Source organism: Pseudoalteromonas sp. CF6-2 (assembly GCF_021729425.1).
GTDB classification, from domain to species: Bacteria; Pseudomonadota; Gammaproteobacteria; order Enterobacterales; family Alteromonadaceae; genus Pseudoalteromonas; species Pseudoalteromonas arabiensis.
Window position 1 is genome coordinate 1271415 of record NZ_CP091442.1, and the last position, 24698, is coordinate 1296112.

General features: G+C 39.8%; 23 protein-coding genes, 1 tRNA gene and 1 other RNA gene. 14 read left to right on the plus strand and 11 right to left on the minus strand.

The window, feature by feature from the left end; all coding sequences use genetic code 11:
- Positions 1–17: 17 nt before the first annotated feature.
- From L3Q70_RS05840 to L3Q70_RS05875, 8 genes are all read left to right on the plus strand, one after another.
- Positions 18–102 (plus strand) — tRNA-Leu (locus tag L3Q70_RS05840).
- 595 nt (positions 103–697) lie between these two features.
- The gene (locus L3Q70_RS05845) at positions 698–1213 is read left to right on the plus strand and encodes a hypothetical protein (RefSeq protein WP_062570575.1); all 516 of its coding nucleotides are present in this window, start codon (positions 698–700) and stop codon (positions 1211–1213) included.
- Positions 1214–1541: 328 nt separating this feature from the next.
- Positions 1542–2015: a hypothetical protein gene (locus L3Q70_RS05850; RefSeq protein WP_237115049.1), complete on the plus strand. Its 474-nt coding sequence runs from the start codon at positions 1542–1544 to the stop codon at positions 2013–2015.
- 46 nt (positions 2016–2061) lie between these two features.
- Positions 2062–2538 (plus strand): hypothetical protein, encoded by a 477-nt coding sequence (locus tag L3Q70_RS05855; protein WP_062570576.1) that lies wholly within the window; start codon positions 2062–2064, stop codon positions 2536–2538.
- A 50-nt stretch (positions 2539–2588) separates the two neighbouring features.
- Positions 2589–3287 carry a fimbria/pilus periplasmic chaperone gene (locus tag L3Q70_RS05860; RefSeq protein WP_062570803.1) on the plus strand — a complete coding sequence of 233 codons (699 nt, stop codon included), beginning with the start codon at positions 2589–2591 and terminating at the stop codon, positions 3285–3287.
- On the plus strand, positions 3287–3985 hold the full coding sequence (locus L3Q70_RS05865; RefSeq protein ID WP_062570577.1) for a hypothetical protein: 699 nt from the start codon (positions 3287–3289) through the stop codon (positions 3983–3985). The genes L3Q70_RS05860 and L3Q70_RS05865 overlap by 1 nt, the downstream gene beginning before the upstream one ends.
- A 1-nt stretch (position 3986) precedes the next feature.
- On the plus strand, positions 3987–6386 hold the full coding sequence (locus L3Q70_RS05870; RefSeq protein ID WP_193988595.1) for a fimbria/pilus outer membrane usher protein: 2400 nt from the start codon (positions 3987–3989) through the stop codon (positions 6384–6386).
- Positions 6376–7224 carry a hypothetical protein gene (locus tag L3Q70_RS05875; protein ID WP_237115050.1) on the plus strand — a complete coding sequence of 283 codons (849 nt, stop codon included), beginning with the start codon at positions 6376–6378 and terminating at the stop codon, positions 7222–7224. Before L3Q70_RS05870 ends, L3Q70_RS05875 begins: the two co-directional genes overlap by 11 nt.
- Here L3Q70_RS05875 and L3Q70_RS05880 read toward each other — a convergent pair.
- Positions 7205–7795, minus strand: coding sequence for a LuxR C-terminal-related transcriptional regulator (locus L3Q70_RS05880; RefSeq protein WP_083515360.1), 591 nt, complete (start codon positions 7793–7795; stop codon positions 7205–7207). The genes L3Q70_RS05875 and L3Q70_RS05880 overlap by 20 nt on opposite strands.
- Before the next feature lie 509 nt (positions 7796–8304).
- On the opposite strand from L3Q70_RS05880, the gene L3Q70_RS05885 reads away from it, so the two are divergent.
- The gene (locus L3Q70_RS05885; RefSeq protein ID WP_237115051.1) at positions 8305–10527 is read left to right on the plus strand and encodes a TonB-dependent receptor; all 2223 of its coding nucleotides are present in this window, start codon (positions 8305–8307) and stop codon (positions 10525–10527) included.
- A gap of 46 nt (positions 10528–10573) precedes the next feature.
- Here L3Q70_RS05885 and L3Q70_RS05890 read toward each other — a convergent pair whose 3' ends face one another.
- On the minus strand, positions 10574–10942 hold the full coding sequence (locus tag L3Q70_RS05890) for a hypothetical protein (RefSeq protein WP_062570582.1): 369 nt from the start codon (positions 10940–10942) through the stop codon (positions 10574–10576).
- Between the two features lie 50 nt (positions 10943–10992).
- Here L3Q70_RS05890 and L3Q70_RS05895 point away from each other — a divergent pair, with 50 nt between their 5' ends.
- Both L3Q70_RS05895 and ggt read left to right on the plus strand, forming a co-directional pair.
- Entirely contained in the window at positions 10993–11556 is a 564-nt protein-coding gene (locus L3Q70_RS05895) for a GNAT family N-acetyltransferase (RefSeq protein WP_237115052.1), read from the plus strand.
- Positions 11557–11610: 54 nt separating this feature from the next.
- Positions 11611–13269, plus strand: coding sequence for a gamma-glutamyltransferase (gene ggt / locus L3Q70_RS05900; RefSeq protein ID WP_237115053.1), 1659 nt, complete (start codon positions 11611–11613; stop codon positions 13267–13269).
- A gap of 70 nt (positions 13270–13339) precedes the next feature.
- Here the strand turns inward: ggt and L3Q70_RS05905 are convergent, their stop codons facing one another.
- Positions 13340–14542 carry an aromatic amino acid transport family protein gene (locus L3Q70_RS05905; protein WP_237115054.1) on the minus strand — a complete coding sequence of 401 codons (1203 nt, stop codon included), beginning with the start codon at positions 14540–14542 and terminating at the stop codon, positions 13340–13342.
- A gap of 399 nt (positions 14543–14941) precedes the next feature.
- Here L3Q70_RS05905 and L3Q70_RS05910 point away from each other — a divergent pair, with 399 nt between their 5' ends.
- On the plus strand, positions 14942–15847 hold the full coding sequence (locus L3Q70_RS05910; RefSeq protein WP_237115055.1) for a DMT family transporter: 906 nt from the start codon (positions 14942–14944) through the stop codon (positions 15845–15847).
- A 25-nt stretch (positions 15848–15872) separates the two neighbouring features.
- On the opposite strand, the gene L3Q70_RS05915 is transcribed toward L3Q70_RS05910, so the two are convergent.
- Positions 15873–16751 (minus strand): OmpA family protein, encoded by an 879-nt coding sequence (locus tag L3Q70_RS05915; RefSeq protein WP_237115243.1) that lies wholly within the window; start codon positions 16749–16751, stop codon positions 15873–15875.
- Positions 16752–16967: 216 nt separating this feature from the next.
- Here L3Q70_RS05915 and rnt point away from each other — a divergent pair, with 216 nt between their 5' ends.
- Positions 16968–17639, plus strand: a complete 672-nt coding sequence (gene rnt / locus L3Q70_RS05920) for a ribonuclease T (protein ID WP_237115056.1) — start codon at positions 16968–16970, stop codon at positions 17637–17639.
- On the opposite strand, the gene L3Q70_RS05925 is transcribed toward rnt, so the two are convergent.
- Complete coding sequence (locus L3Q70_RS05925) at positions 17623–19248, minus strand: FapA family protein (RefSeq protein ID WP_062570588.1); 1626 nt, start codon at positions 19246–19248, stop codon at positions 17623–17625. The two genes, rnt and L3Q70_RS05925, sit on opposite strands and share 17 nt — an antisense overlap.
- 277 nt (positions 19249–19525) lie before the next feature.
- Here L3Q70_RS05925 and ssrA point away from each other — a divergent pair.
- Positions 19526–19883, plus strand: a transfer-messenger RNA (tmRNA) gene (gene ssrA, locus L3Q70_RS05930).
- A 480-nt stretch (positions 19884–20363) separates the two neighbouring features.
- Here ssrA and L3Q70_RS05935 read toward each other — a convergent pair.
- The 6 genes from L3Q70_RS05935 to L3Q70_RS05960 all read right to left on the minus strand — a co-directional run bounded on the left by L3Q70_RS05935 (position 20364) and on the right by L3Q70_RS05960 (position 24694).
- On the minus strand, positions 20364–21665 hold the full coding sequence (locus L3Q70_RS05935) for a zonular occludens toxin domain-containing protein (RefSeq protein WP_237115057.1): 1302 nt from the start codon (positions 21663–21665) through the stop codon (positions 20364–20366).
- The gene (locus L3Q70_RS05940) at positions 21665–22066 is read right to left on the minus strand and encodes a DUF2523 family protein (RefSeq protein ID WP_237115058.1); all 402 of its coding nucleotides are present in this window, start codon (positions 22064–22066) and stop codon (positions 21665–21667) included. Before L3Q70_RS05940 ends, L3Q70_RS05935 begins: the two co-directional genes overlap by 1 nt.
- A complete protein-coding gene (locus L3Q70_RS05945) occupies positions 22066–23409 on the minus strand; it encodes a hypothetical protein (RefSeq protein ID WP_237115059.1) in 1344 nt (447 codons plus the stop codon). The genes L3Q70_RS05940 and L3Q70_RS05945 overlap by 1 nt, the downstream gene beginning before the upstream one ends.
- A 36-nt stretch (positions 23410–23445) precedes the next feature.
- On the minus strand, positions 23446–23652 hold the full coding sequence (locus L3Q70_RS05950; protein WP_237115060.1) for a hypothetical protein: 207 nt from the start codon (positions 23650–23652) through the stop codon (positions 23446–23448).
- Positions 23653–23877: 225 nt separating this feature from the next.
- Positions 23878–24102 carry a hypothetical protein gene (locus tag L3Q70_RS05955; RefSeq protein WP_237115061.1) on the minus strand — a complete coding sequence of 75 codons (225 nt, stop codon included), beginning with the start codon at positions 24100–24102 and terminating at the stop codon, positions 23878–23880.
- A gap of 265 nt (positions 24103–24367) precedes the next feature.
- Positions 24368–24694, minus strand: a complete 327-nt coding sequence (locus L3Q70_RS05960) for a hypothetical protein (protein ID WP_237115062.1) — start codon at positions 24692–24694, stop codon at positions 24368–24370.
- Between the last annotated feature and the right edge of the window lie 4 nt (positions 24695–24698).

Consider the following 24698-nt stretch of genomic DNA (forward strand, 5'->3'; position numbering starts at 1 on the left):
ACATACAAAAATTGTATGCGGATGTGGTGGAATTGGTAGACACGCCATCTTGAGGGGGTGGTGGCTTAGGCCGTGGGGGTTCAAGTCCCCCCATCCGCACCAAATTTGAAAAGCCGTTACTTAACAGTAACGGCTTTTTTCGTTTTTTCACTCTTTCTACTCGTCTTGTGCATTTATGTGGCAAAAGCTTTTCCTGTGTTTATATTCATTGAAAAAGAAAAATTCTATTTGAACTTTCCTTTTTTGTACTCTCGGTTAGTATTTTACTGATAGGTGAATAATACCAATCCGCAATAATACTTAATCATTTTGAGGGATTAAACCTGTCGCTACCGGCGTTAAAAATTTCTGATTTAGAACAACTAAATAACGAAATTTTGCCTTGCTATCAACGAGGTTTTATTGCCTCAAAATAGACCACTTAATTAAGCGAATTGGTATAACATGACGATAGTGATTTATTTAAGTGCGATAGAGGGATACGCAGAACAAGACCTGATCGCATGCCCTTACTTTTGGTTGCAATTACCAACGTAGATACACATTTTACCTCCCATATATTTCAACTGCTACAAAGCATTTATGCATATCAATCGTGAAGACAATACACGCTGATTAGCAAGATAATTACTTCTAGTTGTAGATGTGAGCCTAACTGAATTGGTTGAGTTCATCATAGGAGATACAAAGCGCAAATATGACACCTTATTTTAAGGTCGGTTATAGCTTGATTGTTAGTTGTCTATCCAGCCTAGTGATTTACTTACTCTTTAAGCTGTTTGCTGACATGTTTTCTCTTTTGCTAGGAAAACACAGTCAATCAGATCCAATTCAGCCTTTCACTATCATTATCTTTGTCACCTTAGCTTTTTTAGCTATTTTTGATTTTGGGAAAACTATTTTGGAGGAAGAGATCCTCATGCATAAAGCTATTTTTCGCTACAGCTCAACCAGACGAACAATCACACGGTTTATCTCAACGATTTTGATTGCAGTCTCAATAGAGGCATTACTTACTATGTTTAAGGCTGTTCTAGGACAAGTTGAGTACGTAATACCTGCGGTTCTAATGATGTTCGCAGTTGTCGGTTTATTATTAACATTGGCGGTCTATGTCTACTTAGGCGCAAAGCCAGAAGATGTATTAATGCAAGGTTCAACGCCTCAATACAAAGCAATAAGAGTGGAATTTTTGGTTGTAAACGGGCTTTAGATACAGTCATTAATTGTTATGAAGTTTATTTTTGTTTATACAAACTAACTGATTTGTCGTGGTATTTGTTTAAAGCCCATTTATAGCATTATTTCTAGTAGAAGAAGCTGAATATTACCTGAATTTTAAGCTGAATGTTAGATGAATGAGGTGTTGGGCTTAGCCTCTGTGGGTATGAAATTAGCGTTTGTTTAGCCTCTATTGATAAACAGCCTCTGTCTATTTTTTTGGAGCTCATAAATAAGCTAAGCAAATAGCAACAACCTTTCTAGAAAAACTCCTTTAGACTTCTTCCGTGTTAACAAACCTGCTCAAAGGATATGGGTGAATGATGAAAAAATGCATGTTAGTTCTTTTCATTTTCAGCACTTTTTACAGTGTAGCCTCCGATGATGTGAGTTTAACATTGGAAGGATACATAAAAGCAAAGTGCGGTTTTACAATGCAAGAAAATGATTTGCAGTTTCCACATAATGGTTTGGTTAGCACTGAGTTAGTTATTAACTGTAACTCACCAATGAGGATGTCATTGCACTCTGAGCATGGCGGATTACTTCATTTACAGGGCAGGAAAGTCAACGGGTACAGGGTAAGCTTGTCAGTTGCAGGGCTATCGCTAAGTGAATCATTTTTAGCGCGAAATCTTGTCGATTCACACACTCTGAATATTGACCAAATCTTGTTTAAGAAGACGATGAATTTACAGTTAGAGTTAACAGAGCCACTTATATATGCAGGTGAGTATAAGGATATCTTGCGTATAGAAATGACCCCAGCTGCCAGTTCTGGCGGAATTTGGTAAGTCATTAAGAAATAATGCTTAAATAACATGGATAAGGAATAAACTAATGAAAAAATTAATCACACTTTCAGCAATCGCTGTTCTTACTTCTGGTACTGCTTTAGCGGAAAACCTAAACGTTGGTGGTGCAGTTGAGTCAATTTGTGAAGTTAGCAATGTAAACACAACAACCTATTTTCCTGCATTAGCAAAAGATCAAACAAAAACAATTGGCTTTGATTTGCAGTGTAACGATGCTGACGGCGCAACAATGTCTTTAACGACAGCCGAAGGTCACTTACAAAACGCAGACCGCGAAGACCAAGGGGTAGGCTACACTGCTGAATTAAATGCGAACCCATTCGCTTTTACACTTGTTGCTGAAAATGGTCATAACGACCAAAGCGTTGAGCAAAGCCAGCCAGGCTCTTTTGCTCTAGCTGCCGGTGGTGTTGCAGGCACAATCGAGTTAACTATTACGCAAAACCCAGTTTTCTCTGGTACTTATGCTGATACGTTAATGTTAGCTATTACAGCTAACTAAACTTGATGAAAAAAGAGCAGCTAATGCTGCTCTTTTTTATGGGAGATCATATGCGCTTTTTAATCATATTTTTGACTTGTTTTTGGTCATTACATAGTTATGCATTCCAAGTTCAGCCCATGGTTGCTGAGTTAAAGCCTTCAGGTTCAAATTCACAGCAAAGAATTCGAGTTATGAATAATTCAAATGAACCATTAACTATTGAGCTCACAGCGTTTGATTTAGAAATCAACAAGGCGGGCGATGAAGAGCTGAAGCTTAACGAGGAAGATTTTTTGATTATTCCTATGACGACAATCGTTCAGCCTGGAAAAACTCAATCTGTATTGGTCCGCTATATTGGTGATCCCGCTATATCAGTATCAAAGTCGTATCGTATAGCTGTTGATCAAGTTCCTGTCGATATTAATGAAATTAAACAATCTGGTGTTGGTATGTCGGTAAGTTTTAGAACGCTGTTTAATGTCGTACCAGAACAAGCAACGGCTAAGTTATTAGTTAAAGAAAAGCAGTTGCAACAAGCGGGTGTTTGGAAAATATTACTTGAAAATGAAGGTGACAAATTTATACGCCTTTCCCAAGCAAAGTGGCTTTTTAAAAATCAAGAAGAGCAGCTTTTATTAGAAGGTGAAGAGCTCAGTAAAGCCTTGAGTGGCAAGCTATTATTACCGCACTCTGAGCGTGAGGTAACTATAAAAGTGCCGGCTAAGTTTTCACCGCAAAATAGTCAGTTAGAGGTGCTATTTTAATGCGCTGGTGTTTGGTTGCTTATTTATTTATGTCGCTATCTTGTTTTGCTATAGAAGTCACCCCCATGGTGCTTACTTTAGATCCAACGATGACCTCGCAACCAGCATATAGCAGGGTAAGGAATACGTTAAACCGTGATTTAGCGTTTGAAATAGAAGTGTACGAGGTTGACTTTTCAAAGCAGCAGCCTCAATTCCATTATCTTGACGAGCCACCGATCTGGGTGTTTCCACCCACGATTTACCTTAAGAAAAATGAACAGCAACGCATTCAGTTTCGCTGGAACGGTGATACCCCTAAAACAGATAAAACATATCAAGTTACTTTGGTTGAACAAGTTGTGTCTGGGCAAACAAGCGAGGTGTCGCAGTTAACAATGTTATTAAACGTGAATATGATTGTGCACGTGCATCAACAAGCGTTTGAGGCTAATTTAGTCGTTGAGAATATCGACTGTCTTGAAAAACAATGTAGTTTTGATGTTCGTAATGTTGGCGATGGGGCCTCACGTTTAAGTGAGTATGAAATCATTATTAGTTCCAAGGATAAGCCGCAACTAACTTTTGATAAACAGCAACTAAAAGCATTGGGCTACGATGTTTTCTTTGCGCCTTCTGCCATCTCTCATGTTTCTATTCCAATATTAAAAGAAGGACATGTCGATTTAACTTCTCCTACAGTCACTTTGAAAAAGTAATATGCGTGCCTATATTTGCTTTGTTTTCTTCGTTTTGGCTGCACCTATATATGGGCAGATCAACCCCACATCAGAGCCTATTGAATTAACGGTTGATACACGGATTAATAAAAACGCGATTGGCAGCATTACATTGATTGTTACACCAAAGGATAAGTTAGTTTTGAAGTGGCCTGAGATTGAGCCGCATTTTGCGCCAATGTTATTCGCGCAAAGTCTAGAAAATATTGCCAACCAAGCTAACTCACAGCAGCTTATTGATGTTGATAAGTTAGAAAAGATAGGTATTGAAGTGGCGTTCTCTATGCTCGATTTTAGTTTAGATATAACTGTGCCACTTTTAATGACAAAGCCTAAAAGTCTAAGTGTGATGTCCTATCGTCAAGGCTTAAAACCCACAAAACCAGCCTCCGTGAGCGGCTATTTAAATCTACGCTCAAGCTATTTGTATCAACTAGATAAAGAACGAGATTTAACGCAAAGGCAACTGACTGTAAGACCCGAAGGAGTTATAAACTTCCACAGTTGGGTATTAGAGAACGAAGCCGAATATGAGTCAAATGATAAAAAAAGTAACTTTAAACGTCTTGGAACACGTTTAATTCATGACTTACCTGAGCAAGGGATGCGTGTTTCTATTGGTGATAACTATAGTTCTGGAAGTTATTTTCAATCCACTACTAGAATGCTAGGGCTATCGCTTGCTCATGATTTCTCTCTTGTATCTGACAGGCCGATTCGGCCAAGTGCATCACAAAGCTTTACGCTTGAGTCTCCCTCATCAGTTGACGTGCTTGTGGATGATCGTTTAGTACAACGTTTGAATTTAGCAGCAGGTATTTACTCATTGAACGATATCCCTCTTGACGAAGGTAATAACAATATTGTGCTGCGAATAACGGATAGCGCAGGTGTGGTTCGGCTGGTTAATTTTACAGTGACCACAGGTCTAGATTTGTTTGCACAAGGGCAACTGGAATATGAGGTCCATTTAGGTTTTCCAAGCTCACTACGAGATAAATTAACTTATGCTTGGGAAAAACCACTACTGTCTTCGTATTTAGATTATGGCGTGACGCCAAGTTGGACTATAGGTATGTCGGCACAAGGTAATGAAGATGCTCAGCAAATTGGTTTAAAACAAATCTATGCCACACCACTAGGTCAATTAGCTTTTGAAAATACCTTAAGTTTAAATGATGGCTATGCCTATCGCCTAGTTTATAGCACGTTTAATGACCCATCATATAATGGCGTAGACTTTACATTGGGCTATGAATACACAAATCGAGATTATCGTAGGCAAAGTTTTTCTGGATTACAAAGTGACGGGTTAAGCCAAAGAGAGCATTTTATTCAAGCTAACCTTAATATTGTGTCCGAAATGAGAATGCAAACATCCTTGTACTCCACGTTTTCACGACGTCATGATCAAGCACAGTTTGATAAATCAGCAGGTCTTGTGCTCTCTTCAGAGCTATTTAACCATCAATGGCGTTATTCACTTGGCGGGCAGTGGGAAGATATAAATGCACAGTCGCAATGGGGGTTTAGTGCCTCTATTACTTATAAGTTTTCAAATACGCGACGAGTGAAGCTTAGCCATCAATCTAAACGTGATAAGACTCGCTTTGAGTTTAATCAAGATGGTAATCAACGATATGTAGGCGCATTGAGCGTTCGCTCTGGACTTGAAAGGAATGAGCTAAACGAAGCTATTTTTGATCTAAATACCCAATACAATGCTAACCGTTTTCTAGCAAGCTTTGATCACGGAACGTATTACAAACAGTTAAACTCGCGTACAGCCTATCATCAAAGCCGCTTAAGTGGTGCAGCAAGTCTTGCATTTGCAAATACAAGTTGGACTGTTGGAAAGCCAATTGAAGATAGTTTTGCCTTAGTATCTGCCCATAGTAGTTTATCCGGCAAAAAGATCAGTTTAGGTAGAACAGAATCGCAGTACAGAGCAAGTAATGCTGACTTTAATACAATATTACTGAGTGATATCAACGCTTACGATAATTCCACAGTAACCCTAGATGTTGATGATTTAGCACCTGGCTATGATATTGGGGCGGGTGCAATCACATTTTATCCTTCATACAAGAGCGGCCATGTTGTGACCGTTGGCACCGATGCAAATATTTCTATCATTGCAACGCTGAAAACAACTGAAAACGAGCCTTTGGCATTACAAGTGGGTACTGCAAAATGTATTGATGAAGAAGCAGCAAAGCCTCTTACATTCTTTACCAGTAAAAGCGGACGTTTTGCTTTAACAGGTCTTAAACCTTGTCAGTACCAGATTTCTTTGAAAAGCGTCACTCACAAAACGCTTTTAATCGACGTGATAAAGGGTCAACAATTACAAAGAAAAGGGGTTATTTATGTTCAGTAAAATGCGTTTAGCTAAAAAATCGATACTAATTTTCTTTCTCATGCCTTTATCCAGTTGGGCAACATGTGATGCGACAATAGAAAGTATTCAGCAAGGTGTTGATAATCTCTCTGGGTATCATTCCTTACAACGAACGGACGCAGAAAAACAGCTCACACTTTATACGACAGCCACTGATGATTGCACACATTATGTGGCTCTAAGTAGTGAAAATAACTTCCAATTTATCGGGCAACATCAACATATTCCTTATCATATTGCCTCTTCAAGTTCGCTATTGAGTGGTCAAGTAAGCAGATTAGCCGTTGAAGACGGTCAAGCTAGCTTTGCGCTTACTATAGCGGCTGGTACACCCGTCAAAGCAGGTCAGTATCGTGATCGGCTAACATTACAATTAATGAATGAAAATAATGAGGTGTTGGATGATTACGAACTCAACGTTGACGTGAACATACCTGCCAATGTGTCCTTATCATTGTTAGGTTTCAGTAGTTCACATAACGTTGTTAATCTTGGAGAGTTAGTTGCGAATAAAGAATACACGATGTTACCCACACTGAAAGTGGTTACAAACGCAGATGTCGCTATAAAAGTTGATTCCGAGAATAAAGGGAAGTTAATACACACTCTCTACCAAAGTCGCTTTGCTATTGACTATTCCTTGATAATGAATGGAAGAAATATCGATCTTAAACAGCGCTCAGTAAAAACATTTTCGTTTTCGGATCAAACTGTTTTTTTATTACCTCTAAAAATAAAGTTGGCCCAATTTCAAAATCAAGCTGCAGGTCATTATTCCGATACAGTTAGGTTCCAAATTAGTCCGCTGAACTACTAAATTTACTTAAGTTCTTTTCGCACCATTGCAGGGCTTTTTGCTTATTTTTAACATTTATCTTTTGGTAGATTTTATGTAAATGAACACGCACAGTTGCTTCACTGATGAACAACGAATCTGCAATTTGTGGGGAGCTTGCACCACCCCAAAGTAAATTAAGAACTTTAATCTCTTTAAAAGTGAGGTTATTAGATTGCAAAGTCGTTTTTTCTTCAGATGCAAGTAATTCCCTCATCCACGTGTCAGACACTGTTCGTGGAAACCATAAATCCCCTTTTCCAATCGCTTCTAGGCCTTGTTTGAAAATATGTTCCTCAGTACCTTGATAAAATAAACCTTTTAATTTTGGCCACTCTTTGAGGGAGGTTACATCAGCATCGTAAGGAATATTAAAAATCACTAGATTAGTGTAACCACGTGCGTTCATAAATTGAGCTATCATTTCTTGTGTTGTAAGTATATTGAGGGAGTCAAAATTTATAAGTAATGTTTCACTTTCATCAGCAACACAATAAGATAGAGAACACACAGAGTAAGACTTGTTGTTTTTTCTATTAACGAGATTATCCATATCCACACCAGTATTATTAATTACCGTAAAAATATAGTTTTAATGAATGGTTTTCAACTATTAGATTGAGACATTGCGATAGTTAAAAAGTACTGGTGTTTAGCTGTTTTAGACATTTTTAGTAATAAAAATATAAATTTTTTTCTAAATCGAGAGGTAAAATATTCCTTTATTTCTTCAAAGACTGCCTTAAAACCTTGAACTGTTAAGCAATTACTCTATTATTAATGTTGGTGATATTTTTTCTCTACACTATTCATTAAATCTATTCATATAAGCGTTTATTTTAGTTTAGTTTTCTAATGCGTTATGTTTAGTTGCTTCATCTGAACATGAAACAAAAAGAGGTTTTTTTATACACTTTTTCATTAATTTTAAAAAAATTATACATGTTTTCACAAAACTGACATATAATATCCCTCCAAGGGAAAGATGCTTAACGCTAAGCATCTTTTTTTATGCCTAAAATTCACAGGCAAAAAACACACACGGTATCCTTTGGAGTTTAAATGAAATTACGTCATCTCTCACAAATAAGTGTCGCGATATTCGCCGCCTTATCTACATCAGCATTAGCTGAACAAGAAAAAACCACCGCTAAACAAGATGCTTTCGAAAAAATAGAAGTAACAGCGCGTAAGCGTACCGAAAGTATTTTTGAATCACCCACAGCGGTTACGTCAATAGGTGAAAACCTTATTGATAAAGCGAATATGAGTAATTTGGAAGACATTGGTAAGTATGTGCCAAATTTGAATATTACGCGTTATGGTGTCGGTAATGCAGCACATGCTTCTGTATTTATCCGTGGCATAGGTTTGCAAGATCATGTGATCACCACAGATCCTGGTGTCGGTGTTTACCTCGACGGTGTTTATTTAGGTCGTCAAATGGGCTCAAACCTGTCACTACCTAATGTTGATCGTGTTGAAGTGTTACGTGGCCCACAAGGTACGTTATATGGGCGCAACACGCTTGGTGGCGCGGTAAACATTATTACTAAGCAACCAGGTGATGAAGGTATCATTACAACAACAGCTAAAGTAGGTAGCCGTGGTCGTTTGGCAGGTGATGTTTATTTCAACAACAGCTTAACTGATACACTTAGTATGTCGGCAAGTGTGTCATATAAACAGCGTGATGGTGTTGGTGAAGCTATTAATCTTGCCAATCCAGAAAAAGAGATCGGGGAAGAGCAAGAGTTAAGTGGCCGTATGGCACTTAAGTGGCAGGCTAGCAATGACTTATCGTTAACTTTCTCTTTAGATGGCGTTGATAACGAGTCAGGCCAATCACCTTACACTATTGAGCTTACAAGCCCGCTGGATGCAAGCAATCCATTTAACGGCGATTTCCCGTTATTGACAGCAGACATGCTACCAAGCGATCCGGATGATTTGGCAACGACTGTAGCAGGTATCGAGTCAACCGCTTATTCTGGTTGGGGTACGTCACTGATTGCTGACTGGGATATCAACAATACCTATACTGCTAAGTTTATTACAAGTTATCGTACATCAGAGTACGAAGGGGGTCTTGATGATGACGCAGTCGCGCTCAACTTATCAGAGTTCCCTGAAGAGGGGGGTGCAGATCAGTATTCATTTGAAATCCAGTTGAATGGTAGCTTCGACAATATGGACTTCGTTTCAGGGTTATATTTCTTTAATGAAGACGGCTTCACCAGCTCTGGTCCATTTGTATTTAGCCCATTTAACACGCCCAACGGGCTATTGAATGACGGTGTTACCCCATCATTTGGCGACTATGGCTTTTTTGATATTAACCAAGAAACAAACTCGTATGCAGCGTACATCAATGCAAGCTATGATCTGACTAATGAGCTGACAATAGGGGGGGGTCTTCGTTATTCAAAAGATAAAAAAGAGGCTGATGCACTTTTCCCTTCATTCCCATCACGTAAGTTCGTGAGCGCAGATTTTGATGCTGTAACATGGGATATCAACGCCTCGTATCAGCTGTCAAATGACATGAACTTGTATGGTCAAATTCAAAAAGGCTATCAAACAGGCGGTTTTCCTCCTCGCCCATTTGGCGGCCCAGATCAATTTGTATCATTTGATGAAACCAAAGCAATTAATTATGAAGTGGGTTTAAAAGGACAAGTACACGAAAATATCTCAATGATGCTAGCTGTATTTGTAACTGATTACACAGATTTAGCGCTACCATTTTCAGATCCAACAGCCGGTGGCGGATTTGTCACGATTGTTGAAAATGCCGGTGAGTCTAAAGCACAGGGTATTGAACTAGAAACAACCATAGCCATCACTGATGATTTTACTCTGCGCAGTGCCATTGGTTATCTTGATTCAGAGATCACAGAAGTGGATGATGGCGTAATGGGGATCGGTAAAGGTGACTCTCCAGCTTTGACTCCTCGATGGACCGTGATGCTTGCGCCTTCTTACTTCATGGATTTAAGCAATGGCGGTACATTGGCTATTAACGCGAATTACTCATATCGCAGCGATATGCAGGGTCAATCTGTGTTTAATCAAAGCGAACACATTGAGTCACGTGAACTTGTAGGTTTCAATATTTCTTACTTAAACCCATACGGTGACTTTGAAGTAACCTTGTATGGCGAAAACGTATTGAATGAAGTTTATGATGTAGGTCGATTGCAGCAATCGGGCTTTGTCGGTGTGATGCGTAGCAATGACCGTAGTGAGTTTGGTCTTAAATTCAAAAAAGACTTTGAACTATAGTCTAACCAGTAAAGTAAAAGGGTAAGCAGTTGCTTACCCTTTTCTATTAATTATTACTTTCTTGTTCACGTTTTTCACGTGCTTCTCTAAGCTCTTCAGCAAGTTCTCTTGCTTTTTGCTTAGTTTTTTCTGACAGCTCGCCAGCAGCTTCTTTGCTCTCAATCCATGCATCGATGGCAATTTCTTTACCGTCATCATACATGTTTAAGCCCATCTTTTTACTTTCTTCCAGAAGCTCTTGTAAAGATTCATCATTAAACTCATTGGTGGTATCTTTTACTTCATCCCACGCATCGTTTAGTGCTTGTTTTACTTCTTCTTTAGCTTCGGCAGCGTCCTTTTTAGCTTCGTTGGCATCTTCGCAACCTGTCAAGGCTACACAACCTAATAAAACTAAGCTTGCTAATTTATTCATATTTTCCTCTAATGGTTCATGAACATTCAAATAAGTATAAGCAATTAAAAATGAACATAGCTAGAACAAAGCGTCTGAGTTTTAGGTTAATGGATGAAAATGATGCCCAGCTACTTTATGAGCTTGATAACGACCCTGATGTTATGAAGTACTTAACACGAGGCAAGACCTCCTCGCTGCAATCGATCAAAGACGTATTTATTCCGCGTTTGAATGCCTATCGTAATGAACAAAAAGGATGGGGGTTGTGGCAAGTGAATATCACTCAAAGTAATACGTTTATAGGGTGGGTGCTAGTGAGACCTATGGGCTTTTTTGAACAGCCTGACTATAGTGATCTAGAGATTGGTTGGCGATTTAAACAAATAAGCTGGGGTAAAGGTTACGCATCAGAAGCAGCACTTGCTGTTGCACACTCAGTAAGCCAGTTTAAAGAGGTCAAATCCCTGTCTGCAACAGCATTAAAGGATAACCTAGGTTCAATAAACGTAATGAAAAAATTGGGCCTTAGTTTTGTAAAAGAATATCAGCATAGTGATGAACACGGCGAGTTACCCGCGGTGCTTTATTCATGCTCAAAAGAGCAATTAACGCCTTTGAACGCAACTCATTGATTTGCATGCTCAGGCATGTATAAATGCTTAAAATAAAATCAAAAAGGAAGTGTCATGCCAAATTTAACTAAGTATGCGGCTGGGTTATGTGTAGCTACCGTGTTGTTTTTTCACACATCATTGTTTGCCAAGCAAGCAGCGGTTGCCATGCCTGACAGCTACAGCAGCGATACTGCACGCGCCATTTTAGAGCAAGGGGGAAATGCCGTAGATGCCGCCATTGCTGCTCAGTTTGTACTAGCTGTTACTCTACCAGAGGCTGGAAATATCGGTGGGGGCGGTTTTATGCTGATCCAAAAAGAGGGCAAAGGGGACTTTATCGACTACCGTGAAACAGCCCCTGCTGGGGCTCATCGTGATATGTATCTTGATGAAAAAGGTAATGTGATTGATAACATGTCTGTGTATGGTATTCACGCAAGTGGCGTTCCCGGTAGTGTGGCGGGTATGTGGTTAGCACACCAGAAGCATGGCACGCTAGAATGGAAGGCTTTAGTTGAGCCTGCACTAAAGCTCGCTGAAGGCGGGTTTATTGTTCATCCAAAGCTGGCAGGGAGTATCGAGCGCTATATTGCACGCATGGCGAAAAAATCGGTTAAGGTTAATTTTGCTGATTATTTTGCCGATGTAAAAGCCGATAAGCTTTTTAAACAACCAGAATTAGCGGCAACCTTAAAGCGCATTCGTGATCAAGGTAAAGCCGGCTTTTATGAGGGAGAAACAGCTAAAATCATTGCAAGCTTTATGAAGCAACATGGCGGGATCATTACCGAGCAAGATTTAAAAGCGTATCAAGCAAAGTCTCGCACACCTATAAAAGGCAAATGGCGTGACTTTGAAGTATTAACGTCGCCGCCACCAAGTTCTGGTGGTATTGCTATTTTGCAATGGTTGAAAATGTATGATCTTGCTAAACCTAAAGAGCCGCTTGTACATAACTCAACCACTTATGTACACATACTTTCTGAGGTAGGTAAACGTGTGTTTGCTGACCGCGCAGAGTACTTAGGTGATCCAGACTTTTATGATGTACCAAAAACAGCTTTATTAGCCGATAGTTACCTTGCAAAACGTGCAAGTACCATTCGCCCTGATGCAATTTCCACGACCGAGAATATCAAACCAGGGCTTCATGAAAGTGAGCAAACCACGCATTTTTCTATTATGGACAAGTGGGGAAATGCGGTTGCGAATACTACGACAATAAATTTAAGTTTTGGTAGCGGTGTTGTTGTCTCAGGGGCCGGGTTTATTTTGAATGACGAAATGGACGACTTTAGCGCCAAACCTGGGGTGATGAATGTGTTTGGTGCTCTAGGCGGAGAAGCAAACGAGATCCAGCCTCATAAACGTATGCTAAGCTCAATGACACCAACCATGCTATTAAAAGATAACAAAGTTAAAATGGTCACAGGCTCACCTGGTGGTACAACTATTATTAGTTCAGTTTACGAGTCTATTTTAAATGCTGTTGAGTTTAATATGCCCGCAGAGCAAGTCGTAAATAGCCCGCGATTCCATCATCAATTATGGCCAAAAAATGTCATTAGGCATCATAGCGGTTTTGAGCCAAGTGTAGTAAAAGCGCTTGAGAAAATGGGCTATACACTCAATGAACGCCGTTTTGGTGATATGCATGTCATTATTAACAAAGAAGGTAAGCTAGATGCTGCCTCTGAAGCATCTGGTCGCGGTAAAGCCATGGTGTTTTAGCTTGTTTCATGGTTTGCAGCAAACAGTAAAAAAGCACCCTCGGGTGCTTTTTTACTTGAGCTTGACTTGCTTAACCAATAGCTGGAATAAGTCCCGCCATTTGTGCGCCTTGAGCACTGATAATCAATACACCAAATAATGCAGCTAACACTAAACCTATATTTCCGCCCTTAACTTGATAACCCGTATTAGAGTGACTGCAACGTTGTTTGTAAACCATAGCAACAGGTAAAAATACGGCTAAGATCACTAATGCAATGGCGGCATAGCCTAGCGCCATAATAAAACCTTGAGGATAAAATAAGGCAAACCCCAAAGGCGGTAAAAAGGTAATTAATGCGGTTTTAATTCTATCTTTACTGCCGTCACCTTTTTTGAAGGTGTCTGCAAAAAAATCAAATAGACCTAAGCTTACCCCAAGAAAAGAGGTCGCCAGTGCTAAGTCTGCAAAAATGTTAACAGCCGTTGCTACATGAGGGCTGTGTGCGATGCTTGCAACACTACTTACAAACCCAGGCAATCCCTGACTTTGCAATAAATCGCTTTGACTCATCATTCCTTGGCTTAAAAGTTGCCAGAAAATATAAATAACAAGAGGCAGAGCAGCACCCGCAATCATTACTTTACGCAGTGTTTTAATATCTAAGCCTACGTATTTCACAATGGACGGAATAGAGCCATGAAAACCGAATGAGGTAAACACCACAGGAATGGCCGATAGAATCAGTCCTTGCTCAAGCGGCATTTCGAGTAAATGTTGACCATGAACATAAGGGGTAAGCATATAAAATAAGCTCGCTAACACACATACTTTGATGGTAAAAAGCACGCGATTAAGCTTATCGACCTTACTGGTGCCAAGCGTGACAACCGTGCCAATCACAATCGCTAATACGACCGAGCCAATTTGTGGTGCTAAAGACATTGATAGACCATTGTTGAGTTTCTCTTGTAGTTGCGCACCGCCGCCTGCGATATACGCGGCACATAACGCATAAAATAAGAACATCACTGAAAAATTAGCCACCCACTGTCCTCGCTTGCCCAGCCAAGACTTTGCGAGTGTATTGAGTGTGGCGTCTCTGTCGGCATACTGATGCAACTCAAGCATAAGTAGTGCGGTGTAGGTCATTAAAGCCCATGTAATGAGTATGAGTGATAACGCTGTTGTAAAACCAAGCCCTGCGGAGGCGATGGGCAATGCCAGCATCCCTGCACCTATGGTGGTGCCAGCAACAATTAACATGCTGCCGATTGTTTTATTTTTAAGCACTTCTTGCCCCTTAAACTTCGTGAGAGGCAAGCAAGATATAACTTGTTTCATAAAACTTAAATAGTTTTGTTATAAATCAAAGAAATTAAATGTAACTTATGATTTACAAGTGCAAACCTAGTGTGAGTTAGTGGCTGAATTTTATTCGATAAAGTTTATCAACACGTATTGACAAAACCATTATTTAGTCGGATTCTTAATGTTCTTCAATTTACTTTTAATTATTATAATGCAGCTAAATAACCGACCAAATAACTCTAATATGCACCTGCTAATGTCAGTCGTGTGGTCAGTTATGCTCTGCGGTTAATAAAGTAAATATTACTAACCGCGTTCAAAGCGGTTGGTTATTCTCTCTAATTTTCTTCCGCTTTTTTCGCCTCTTAAAGGAATAAGCGTGTGCCAGTAAGAGCCTCTTATTTTTTCATGGTGGTTATTTGGTCTACAACTCCATTGGGTATTGTTTGGAGTAGTGAAACCGTTGCTCCTACCTTAGCGGTACTATTACGTATGCTGGTGGGGTTGGTGTTGGCAGCTTTCGTGGTTGCCGTGGCTAATATTCGTGTGCCTTGGCACCGTCGTGCGTTATTTTTGTATGGCTATTCGAGTATCGGTATTTTTGGCGGTATGCTACTTAGCTACATGGCAGCTAAAACTGTTCCATCTGGGTTAATTTCTTTGATGTTTGGTTTAGCGCCTATTTTATCTGGGCTACTAGCCCAAAAAATCCTTAACGAACCTAAATTCAGTGGCATAAAACTCGCCTCCTTAGGGTGTGCATTAATAGGGCTGTTTTTAGTCAGTCAGCGTCATATTCAGGGTGGCGTAGAGCAGTTAAGTGGTCTGTTATATGTTTTCATGGCGGTATGCTTTTTTAGCTTGAGTGGTGTAATGATCAAGCGGGTTAAAATAGCGATTCATCCGATGGCGACAACGTTTGGTGCTTTAGTTTTTGTAACCCCTTTGTTTTTTATTACATGGTTAGTTGTTGATGGGCAGTTTAATAGCCATATGTGGAGCGCAAAATCGTTGTATTCAATTATTTATTTGGGTGTCTTTGGGTCGCTCATTGGCGCATTAGCTTATTTTCATGTATTGCAAAAGTTAAACGCTAGTACGGTGGCACTAACCACCCTTATAACGCCTAGCTTTGCAATTGCCATTGGTGGAATACTTAATAATGAAACAATAGATCACGCACTTATTGTCGGTGCAACCATTATTATGTTGAGCCTTGCTTGTTTTCAATTTGGAGATAAGTGGCTAAAACGCATTAAGCGTGCAAAGCCAGTAGACTTGGGTTAGGAGAGTGATAGCCGAATAACGGCTATCACATTTTTGCGATTTGAATAACTAAACGACGGTTTTTATTACGGTCTAAAATGTTGTCATTACTGGCAACATGACGTTTTTCGCCATAGCCTTCGGTATCGACTTTGCTTTCATCGATACCCAAAGCAACAATGTACTCTTTAATCGCTTTGGCACGCTTTTTAGACAGCTCAAGGTTGTTCCAACGACCGCCATAACTGTCTGTGTATGATGAAATTGAAATAGAAGCAATGCCGGTATCGTGTTTTAGGTACTCGGCAATTTTCTCTAATCGTTTTTGTGAGGCTTTAGTTAGCTTACTGGTATTTGGTTCGTAGTTCATAACCGTGAACGAAATATCTTCAAAGCTGTATGGCAACATAGAATCGCGGCATTGTAAAAACGCCCAATAAGCTTGCTTAAAGTTAACACTTGATAGGCCAACGGCAATTTTGTCGGCAGTATTTTGCCAATCTTGGTAGTAAAAGGTAGGTTGGTAGCCTTTTTCAAGCTCTGTTAGCATTTCCCATGCTGTTTTATTTCCCAGCTCGCCATCAAATTTACGCAACAGCTTCATATTTGCAATATCGCGGGCAGGCAATCCTGCTCGCCAACGAGGCGGAACTGCTTTTAAACCTGCAATACTGTAATTATCTGGGCGTACCACCATATCAAGATTAAAATTTACATCTTTATTTTTACTGGCAGCTGTACTGAAAATGGCTTCGCCATAATAGGGAACTTCATGATTTAGTTGGCATTCAAGGCGCGACGTTTTAACCATTTGCCAGTTTGAGGTATCGGCAGTTGCTGCATACTCACGCATAGCACCAGTAGCATGCACACTGGCGAGCAAGGTTAAAAGGCCTAAATTTAAAGAAAGTAATGAAGGCTTCATCACAGGTATTCTCCAACTGATCATCAATGCCAACTATTTGGCATTTTGTTGCTTTAACACCCCAAAAGCTGACTTAATGAGGGGAATCGGTAAGTATAAAGCAAGTACTGTGCCTAAAAACGCGGTGAGAATCTGCTATTTCATCATATTTGCTCTAGCAGAGCCCCCTTGGTTTTTGACATAATAACCAGCTTACACAGGCAAACCAAGAAGACTATGGAAAATACTGAACAAACTCTTTTCGCAAAACGCTTTCGTGGCTTTTTTCCCGTTGTTATCGATGTTGAAACGGCAGGTTTTAATAAAGACACCGATGCGCTATTAGAAATCGCCGCTTCGATTTTAAAGATGGATGACGATGGCGTATTAAGTATTGACCATACCTTACACTTTCATGTTGCGCCTTTTGAAGGAGCAAACATTGAACAAGCTGCTATCGAATTTAATGGTATTGAGCCATTTTCTGCATTACGTGGTGCTGTGCCTGAAGAAGAAGCAATAAAAGAAATTTGTAAAGCTGTTCGTAAGGCGCAGAAGGCCGCGGGTTGCCAGCGTTCAGTTGTTGTTGCGCATAATGCGGCATTTGACCATGGCTTTTTAAATGCTGCTACTGAGCGATGTAAAATTAAGCGCACCCCATTTCATCCATTTGTGAGCTTTGATACGACCTCATTGGCGGGGTTAGCACTGGGTCAAACTGTGTTAGCGAAAGCATGCCGTGCAGCGGGTATTGAGTTTGACAATAAACAAGCTCACTCAGCTCTTTACGATACAGAGCGTACCGCAGAGTTATTTTGTTTAATCGTCAACCGCTGGCAACAACTAGGTGGTTGGCCGTTATCAGAACAAGCCGATACGGCCGAACAAGAGACTAAAACGTCTGAGTAATTTTACCTTCTAAATAGCGCATCAAACTAGGTGGGTAAATACGTGAAAACTGTTTACTCTCCTGGGCTATTTTTAACTCGACACCTGGGTGCATAAGCTCATTGACCTTTAAACGACTTGTGGCCAGTAAGCGAGCAATTTTAAGCTTTACCAATTGTTTCTTTTTCTTTGTATTGGCCGTTTTTATTTTAATTTGTTGCTCACTTGCCGTTATTTTATTGATGTAGTGTTCGCGTTGAGCGGCATCAGGTATTTTGTTGGCTTTTTTACGAGCTTGTTGAAGGGCACTAGCCTTAGTTGCCAATAACTTTTCAAAATCACTGATTTGTTGCTGTTTTTGCTTTAAGTCATGCCAATACTGAGCGATGAAAACACGGGTTTTTGTACCCGAGGGCGCGCCCAGTTCACCTGTTTCAATACGCATAGCATCTAAAATGTTACCACCAATAATTTTACCGCGGGGGTTATTTGCCTTACCAACACGAATAAGCCTGCGAGCACTTAAATCGCAATGCAATGCTTGACGTTCGATAAACAGATCTTGAGAACTTTTTATATGACAGTATTGCGCGTAACCAATTGAAATTGTGCGTGTAGCCTCAATATTGCACGTAAAGGCTTCGTTATTTTCGCGCTTGCGACCTATTGCCCCTAACATAATAGTGATTTCGCTTTTACTCTCAATGGTGGCTGACTCCACAAAGCCCAATACGGTGATATCGCCCGTCGCTTTAACACGCATACCATCTTTAACGTCACCACTTATGATGACGCTGCCATCAAAATCAACGTGACCTGTGCTAACATCAACATGATGAAAACATAAAACATCATCGACGCGCATACCACGAGGAAGCGCAACAGGCACACCTTTAGAGTCAGCAATCAACATATTACTGTTGATAGGGTCAATACGGGTGCCTTCAAAGGGCTCAAGCGGGAAGTCTTTACCCGCAGAGGCTGGTAACACATCACCACAAACAGTGAAACCATTCTCACCAGCGGTCGCTGGGATACGCTGCATAAGCGGCGTACCAGGGTTTACTGTAATAATGGCGCCTAAATCACGCATATCGACCTTTCCACCAGACTTAGCTTGTGGGCTCAATACTCTATCTTGTGCGGTAGGGCATAGCCGAACGAATTTTGCATCGTTGCCATCTTTAGGCATACGACCATGGGCAACAATTGCACTGTAATGTGCACCTGCAGGTTGCTTAAATTGCTGCCCTAAAAAGGTATCAAGAGCACGTAGGCTTACCCCCTTTTCTACACCTGCATCGGCCAAAGCGGCTTGGGCATCGTCCATGCTGATTATTTTTCCACCTTTAGCCGTTGTTAAACTGGCTTCTGCAACCATATTCTTTTCATCAACACTAATTGATATTGACGCGTCTACCGCTTTGGCAATGACAAGTGATTGAGTGTTATGTTGGCTACTTGGTGTGAATAATTTGCCTATATTTGCGTCTATTAGCTCAAACTCAGCATAAGAAGATTGTTCGAACAGCTCTAAAAGCTGCGAACTGGTCACCGGAAAACCAGCATCACGCGGGTGCTCAAGCAAAGAGACATATCCACTTTGCTCATCGAACGTAAACATCGACATTTGGGGAGTCCTGAAAAAAGGCCTGTTATTATTATTGTTCGTTGCTACGGAATTATTTTTTTATATGAGGTAACAACAGGCCTATTTGAGCACAACTTTAGTATTATGTTAAGAACTTGTATGCGTCAAATGTGAAATTTTGTATAAAAACTGACTTTTCCTGTTGGATTTTTCATCATTCAAAGCTACCTAGCAAAAATATCCTGATTAATGCCTTGAGTATAAACAGATTACTCAGTTATACTGCACCTACACTCTGAATGAGATATCAAATTCAGGGGCTGATTAGGATTCGACGGAATTCAAGACGCCCGAGGTGCATGTCGAGGTGCGGTTGGCCTCGTAAAAAAGCCGCAATCTAAAGTAATCGCAAACGACGATAACTACGCTCTAGCGGCATAATAGCCCGCTAGCACTTCTCCGGCGCATTCTTGTGGGCCCGGTTCTGAAGTGTCACCCTACACAAGATCGCGATGGAAACCCTGGCCGGGGTTGAAGCGCTAAAACTAAGCGGCCTCGCCTCTGCAGATCGTGTTCGTCCGAGCTGTAAAGGTTAACTAAAAGACGATACTAAGCATGTAGTACCAAAGGTCGAGGCTTTTCGGACGGGGGTTCAAATCCCCCCAGCTCCACCACTTTAAAGTGATACAAAACAGCCAGTTAGAGCATTATGCTTTAACTGGCTTTTTTATTTCTATTGCACTTGTCCACTTAGTGCCCACATCGATAATATTAAACAGATTTAAATTGTATTTCCCCAAAAGAAAGGCTTATCAGAAGGGAGCGCGCTGCGCTCGGGTTTTGTGCTTATGATTGGTAATAGAACGCTTCGCGGCTGCGGCCAATAAAGTACGGTGCTCAATTTGATTTTTGCCTGTGGCCTACATGCGTAAACGCATAAATTGCAATCTAAACTAGGGTATTAATCCTGGACAAAAGGCCATTTATGCAATCATTTCTAAATAGCCGGCTGGTAACTAGGAAAAGGTTTTGCAATCAAAAAGTAAACTTCGGTTATTCTTGTTAGTTGAGCATTAGGTAATGATTAGTAATATAAAACAGATAAAATTATGCCGCTACGCTCAGGCTTCGCTTGGCGGCATAATTTCATCTGTTTATAGAGATGAAAATAAAGAAGGTGTTTCTAAATCTTCATTTTCTTGCTTTGGTTGTTCATAAGGGTTTGGGCTGCATAGTGCACGATAAGCAATAGCACTATTTTTGATAAGAACATTACACGAACTAAAATACTGAATACTAAAACCCATACTAGCTAGCTCGTATGAGTCGATACTAAATACACCATATTTTTCAGTTATAAATTCAAAAATATATTCTCGATGTGTTCGGTCTGGCCGCTTCACTTCTTGTATACCAGTAACAAAAATATCAGTTGCACCGTACGGTAAATTTACAAAAACAGGCTCACTAAGAGGAATCTGATTATTAACATTACGACTATTAGAACCAGTATCTTTTTTAACACTTTCAAAGCTTTGATTAGTGGTGACTTGGTTAGTTTCCACACTTGTTTCAGCACTGGAAAAATACCATACCCAATACAATAGGCACAAAAAGACAATAGTAACTGGAAAGGCAAAAATAGGACTGAATAAGAAATTCTTACCTTGTCCTTTTGTAATACCGCCGGTAGCGGTCGACTTGTAGCATTTGTGCACTTCGACTGGGATTTTTTTCCAAGTGAGGATTGTTCCTTTGGTTGGTGTTTTACCGTCAAGTTTTGGGTTGTGCTCAAAGATTCTTGGCCGTCTGTAGTAGTAAGGGAGTTTTGCGAGTCCGTCAAAATATTTGTGCGCATAGGCATACTGGCTGACGTTCCGAATGTATTTGTGGACGCTGGTAATGTCGGGAGTACAGACGATAATGTCCCAGTTGTATTTGCGGTGTCGCATGTAACATTCTTTGAGTGTTTTGGGGTAAATAATGTGGCCATGTTCATTGAATAACTCCTTCCCTAAATCGTCTGTGTCGCCACTAGTTAAACTTTCAGGTTTAAAGCTTTCTAGCTGCTCATAATGATATGAATACCAATGCTCGGGTATCAAATTTTTGTAATTATCAATGTGTTTATAGTTACAAGATTCTGGTTTAAAGGTTGATTCAGTTGGGTAAACGTCTTGCACTTCATCGATTAAAACAAGTGCACCCGTAGGCATCCAATGATACCAATTACGCCAAAGGTGCTGACCTTCTTCATTTTGTGACGATAAACGCCAAAGTTGGGCAGTTTCAGGAAAGGTTTCTTGTAACTCAGTTTCAATTTCATCGAGCGGTAAAATACCCTCTATATTCGTAACAACTAAGCGGCCTTTTCTTAAAGCTGGAAGAACTTCAAACCAAGTAGCGCTAGCAGATTTAAAAGAACCTGGTGCACCATGAAAAATTGAGGAAGCCATTATAAAAACCTTAATACGTATCTAGCTACATATGCTTGAAGAACAATATTTACACCGTCTAAAATCCTTAAATCTACTAAAGCGCCTTTTACATCTTGAGGCAAAACACTTATAGCGCTTGCTAGTTTTGATGCGATTTGAAAATTTTCCATGATGGCCTTAGCTGTAGTCCATGCTAATTTCATTGTTTGTATTTCCATGGTTATTCTAATTAACGTTACTTTTTCAACGATAAAAGCTAATGCCCTATCAAAAAAACTTGGTACATCATTATCAAAGAAATCCCAAAAATCAGTAATGTAATCACCAAATGATTTTGCTGCACCAGCTGCACTCTCGTAGGTATCAGCAAAAGTAAATAGAGGTAATAAAAAGAAAATTAATAAAATAAGGTTTTTCATTAGCCATTTTTCCCTAGCAATATATAAAGAGCGGTTAGTGTTGCAACAAGTAAAATTGCACCTGAAATAAGTTTAAAGAAGTCAGAAAAACGAGAAATACCCGTTTCGATTTCTACACCTTTAACAACTATTTTGTGCTCTTGGTAACCGCCAGCAATAGAAGTATCTAACGTAAAAAGACTAGAAGACTCTGATTTTATGGTTTCAATATATTCATTAAATTCAGTCTGTTTTTCTTCAATCTCAGTTTTTATTTGCTGTATATCTTCATTAGTAAAAATATCGTTTAAGCCGCCTTGCTTGCGATTAGCTGAAAAACTAAAGCTCTCAGGTGCAGTATTTTTTTCTATTTTTTCAAGTAAGTTGTTGGTGTTGGCTTGACCTGTTTTGATATCAGTTAAAGTGTCATTATCTTCTAATGTGTTTTTTTTAATTGATGAAAGTAGTTCATTTGAGTTTTGAGTCTCTTTAGCTAAACGATCTAGGCGTTCATCATTTGATTCATATCCACTAATCATATTTTTGTTTATAGAATCTAAGTTTTTATTTACTTTGTTTAAAGCACCCATTGTATCGGGGCTTACAGTTGGGTCGGTATCTTCTGGCGGAGGCCTTGTATCTGGAGGTTCTGTTGGTTCAGGGTCTGGTTCTGGTTCAGGGTCTGGTGTGCACGGAACTGGTTCAATAGAGCCAAAAGAAACAGGAACATAATAACCTCCATTAACATCGGTTTTAATCTCACATTGACGACCATCTGAAACAGGAAAACATATGCTAGTTTGTCCAGAGCCTGTACCAAATACAAAAGGGTCTGAATCTGTAGGGGCTGGGCAATCAGGATCTAATTCTTGCTCTAGTTCATAACACCACATTTCATGGTTGTATTCAGTAGGGCCGTTAGGGTAGTTTGGGTCAGGGCATAAAAAAGATTCTGAGTCTTGCTGCCTATCAGATAGCTTACCTATAACTTCACTAGTCCATCGTTTTGGGCTTTCGGTGGATTCGGGGTCTAGAGGGGCTGACTCAAAAGAACCTGAGCAAGTAACAAAATAATTACTACCATCATTAAGTAAATCTCTGTAACTACAGGTTGGTGCTGAGGTTGGCTGATATTGCGAAAAACCTTCGCGCACTGATGGAAAATAACCATAGACTAAGATCCCATTCTTTATTACAGCTTCACATTCTGAAAAATTATTTTCAGTTACCCTGAAAGTGCTATCTTCATAATCACACTCATAGGTATATATACCTTCATTAATTGCTGGAATTTTATCAGCTGAGTAAGATTTGAAGCAAAAAAAAGCGCAATTAAGCGCTAGTATTTTAATTAATAGTTTCATTAATATTACCAACAGTGTGAAATGACGTTAATAAAGCTAAATTCCATTAGTAAAAATGTCATAAAAAACAAAAGAAAAAATACTAAGTGATATCAAAACCATAAAGTAAATAATGAAACCCATATAAGGTTTATTAAATTGCTCATGAGATTGCGAATTTTCACGGAGAATCAATCGTTTCTTATGACGTATAGCGTAATCTTCAAGCTCTTTTTGAATGAAATCTTCATTTGAATCAGTCATATATAATCCATGTATTTTTTAACAAACATAAAAGCAGATACAATTCATATAAAAGCAACCATGCTGCAAATAAGTTGGTATTTAATTGTTAGTCAAAACAGTGTGAAATGACGTTAGGATATGGCGGTTTTACCCGCCATTGTTAACTAGCTCTTACGCCGCTTGAAAAGCCCTCTACAAAGCACCAAACAAGGAAGCAAGCAAGGCCAATTGAAGTAACCATTATTAACGGTTGAACTGGCGAATAATCATGCCAATAGCAAAGCCAACGGCTGCAACGGTAATTACACCTGTAATAATTGCCGTGTAGTTAGTTGTTCCATCGGCAACAGCGGCATCAATCGCGGCAGTGTGATCAACTGCAAAAGCAGATGCTGAACCAAGAGCTGAGGTAACTAAAAGTCCTGCTTTAGCACGTTTTGTAGCTAAGATATTTTTAAATTTTTTCATGTTGATATTCCTTATAGGAGTTAAGTTTTGCCCATTACTCGGACTACACGACCGATACAATGAGCAGTTATAAAAGCGACTAAAGCCGCTGTGTTTATTAGGCCAAAGGTGGCCAAGTCAAAAGCAAACAATTCATTCAGAACGTTTACTAATCCGTGTTGCTGGAGCTCTAAAAACTCAGCTTGTGTAACAAGAACAAAATCGCAATCACTACCAGTTGCAGCCTCAAGGGTGTTTTTGGCGTTAACGATTACGCATTGAGTCATTATTGCTTTACAGTCTGTTTAGATTCAGTTGGTAAGCTATGTAGACGGAAACCTTTCCAATCCATCTGACGCGCAACATTAGCTCCCTCGTAATACTCAATATTCAATATCACAGGCTTCAAACCCCAGCCGTTAGGATCTGATTGAAATTTACCAAGTAATTCGTAAGTGCCATCTTTAAATTGATCAGCAGATACCTTTACAGATAAAATTTGAGCGGGGTTTTTTGTATGTAGCTTAAACTCACCAGTCGTAGGCAGGGGAGCGCCTTTATCGTCTGTACGGTTAACTTTTACTAGGTCTGTAATAGCGCCTTCAATATTCATAATT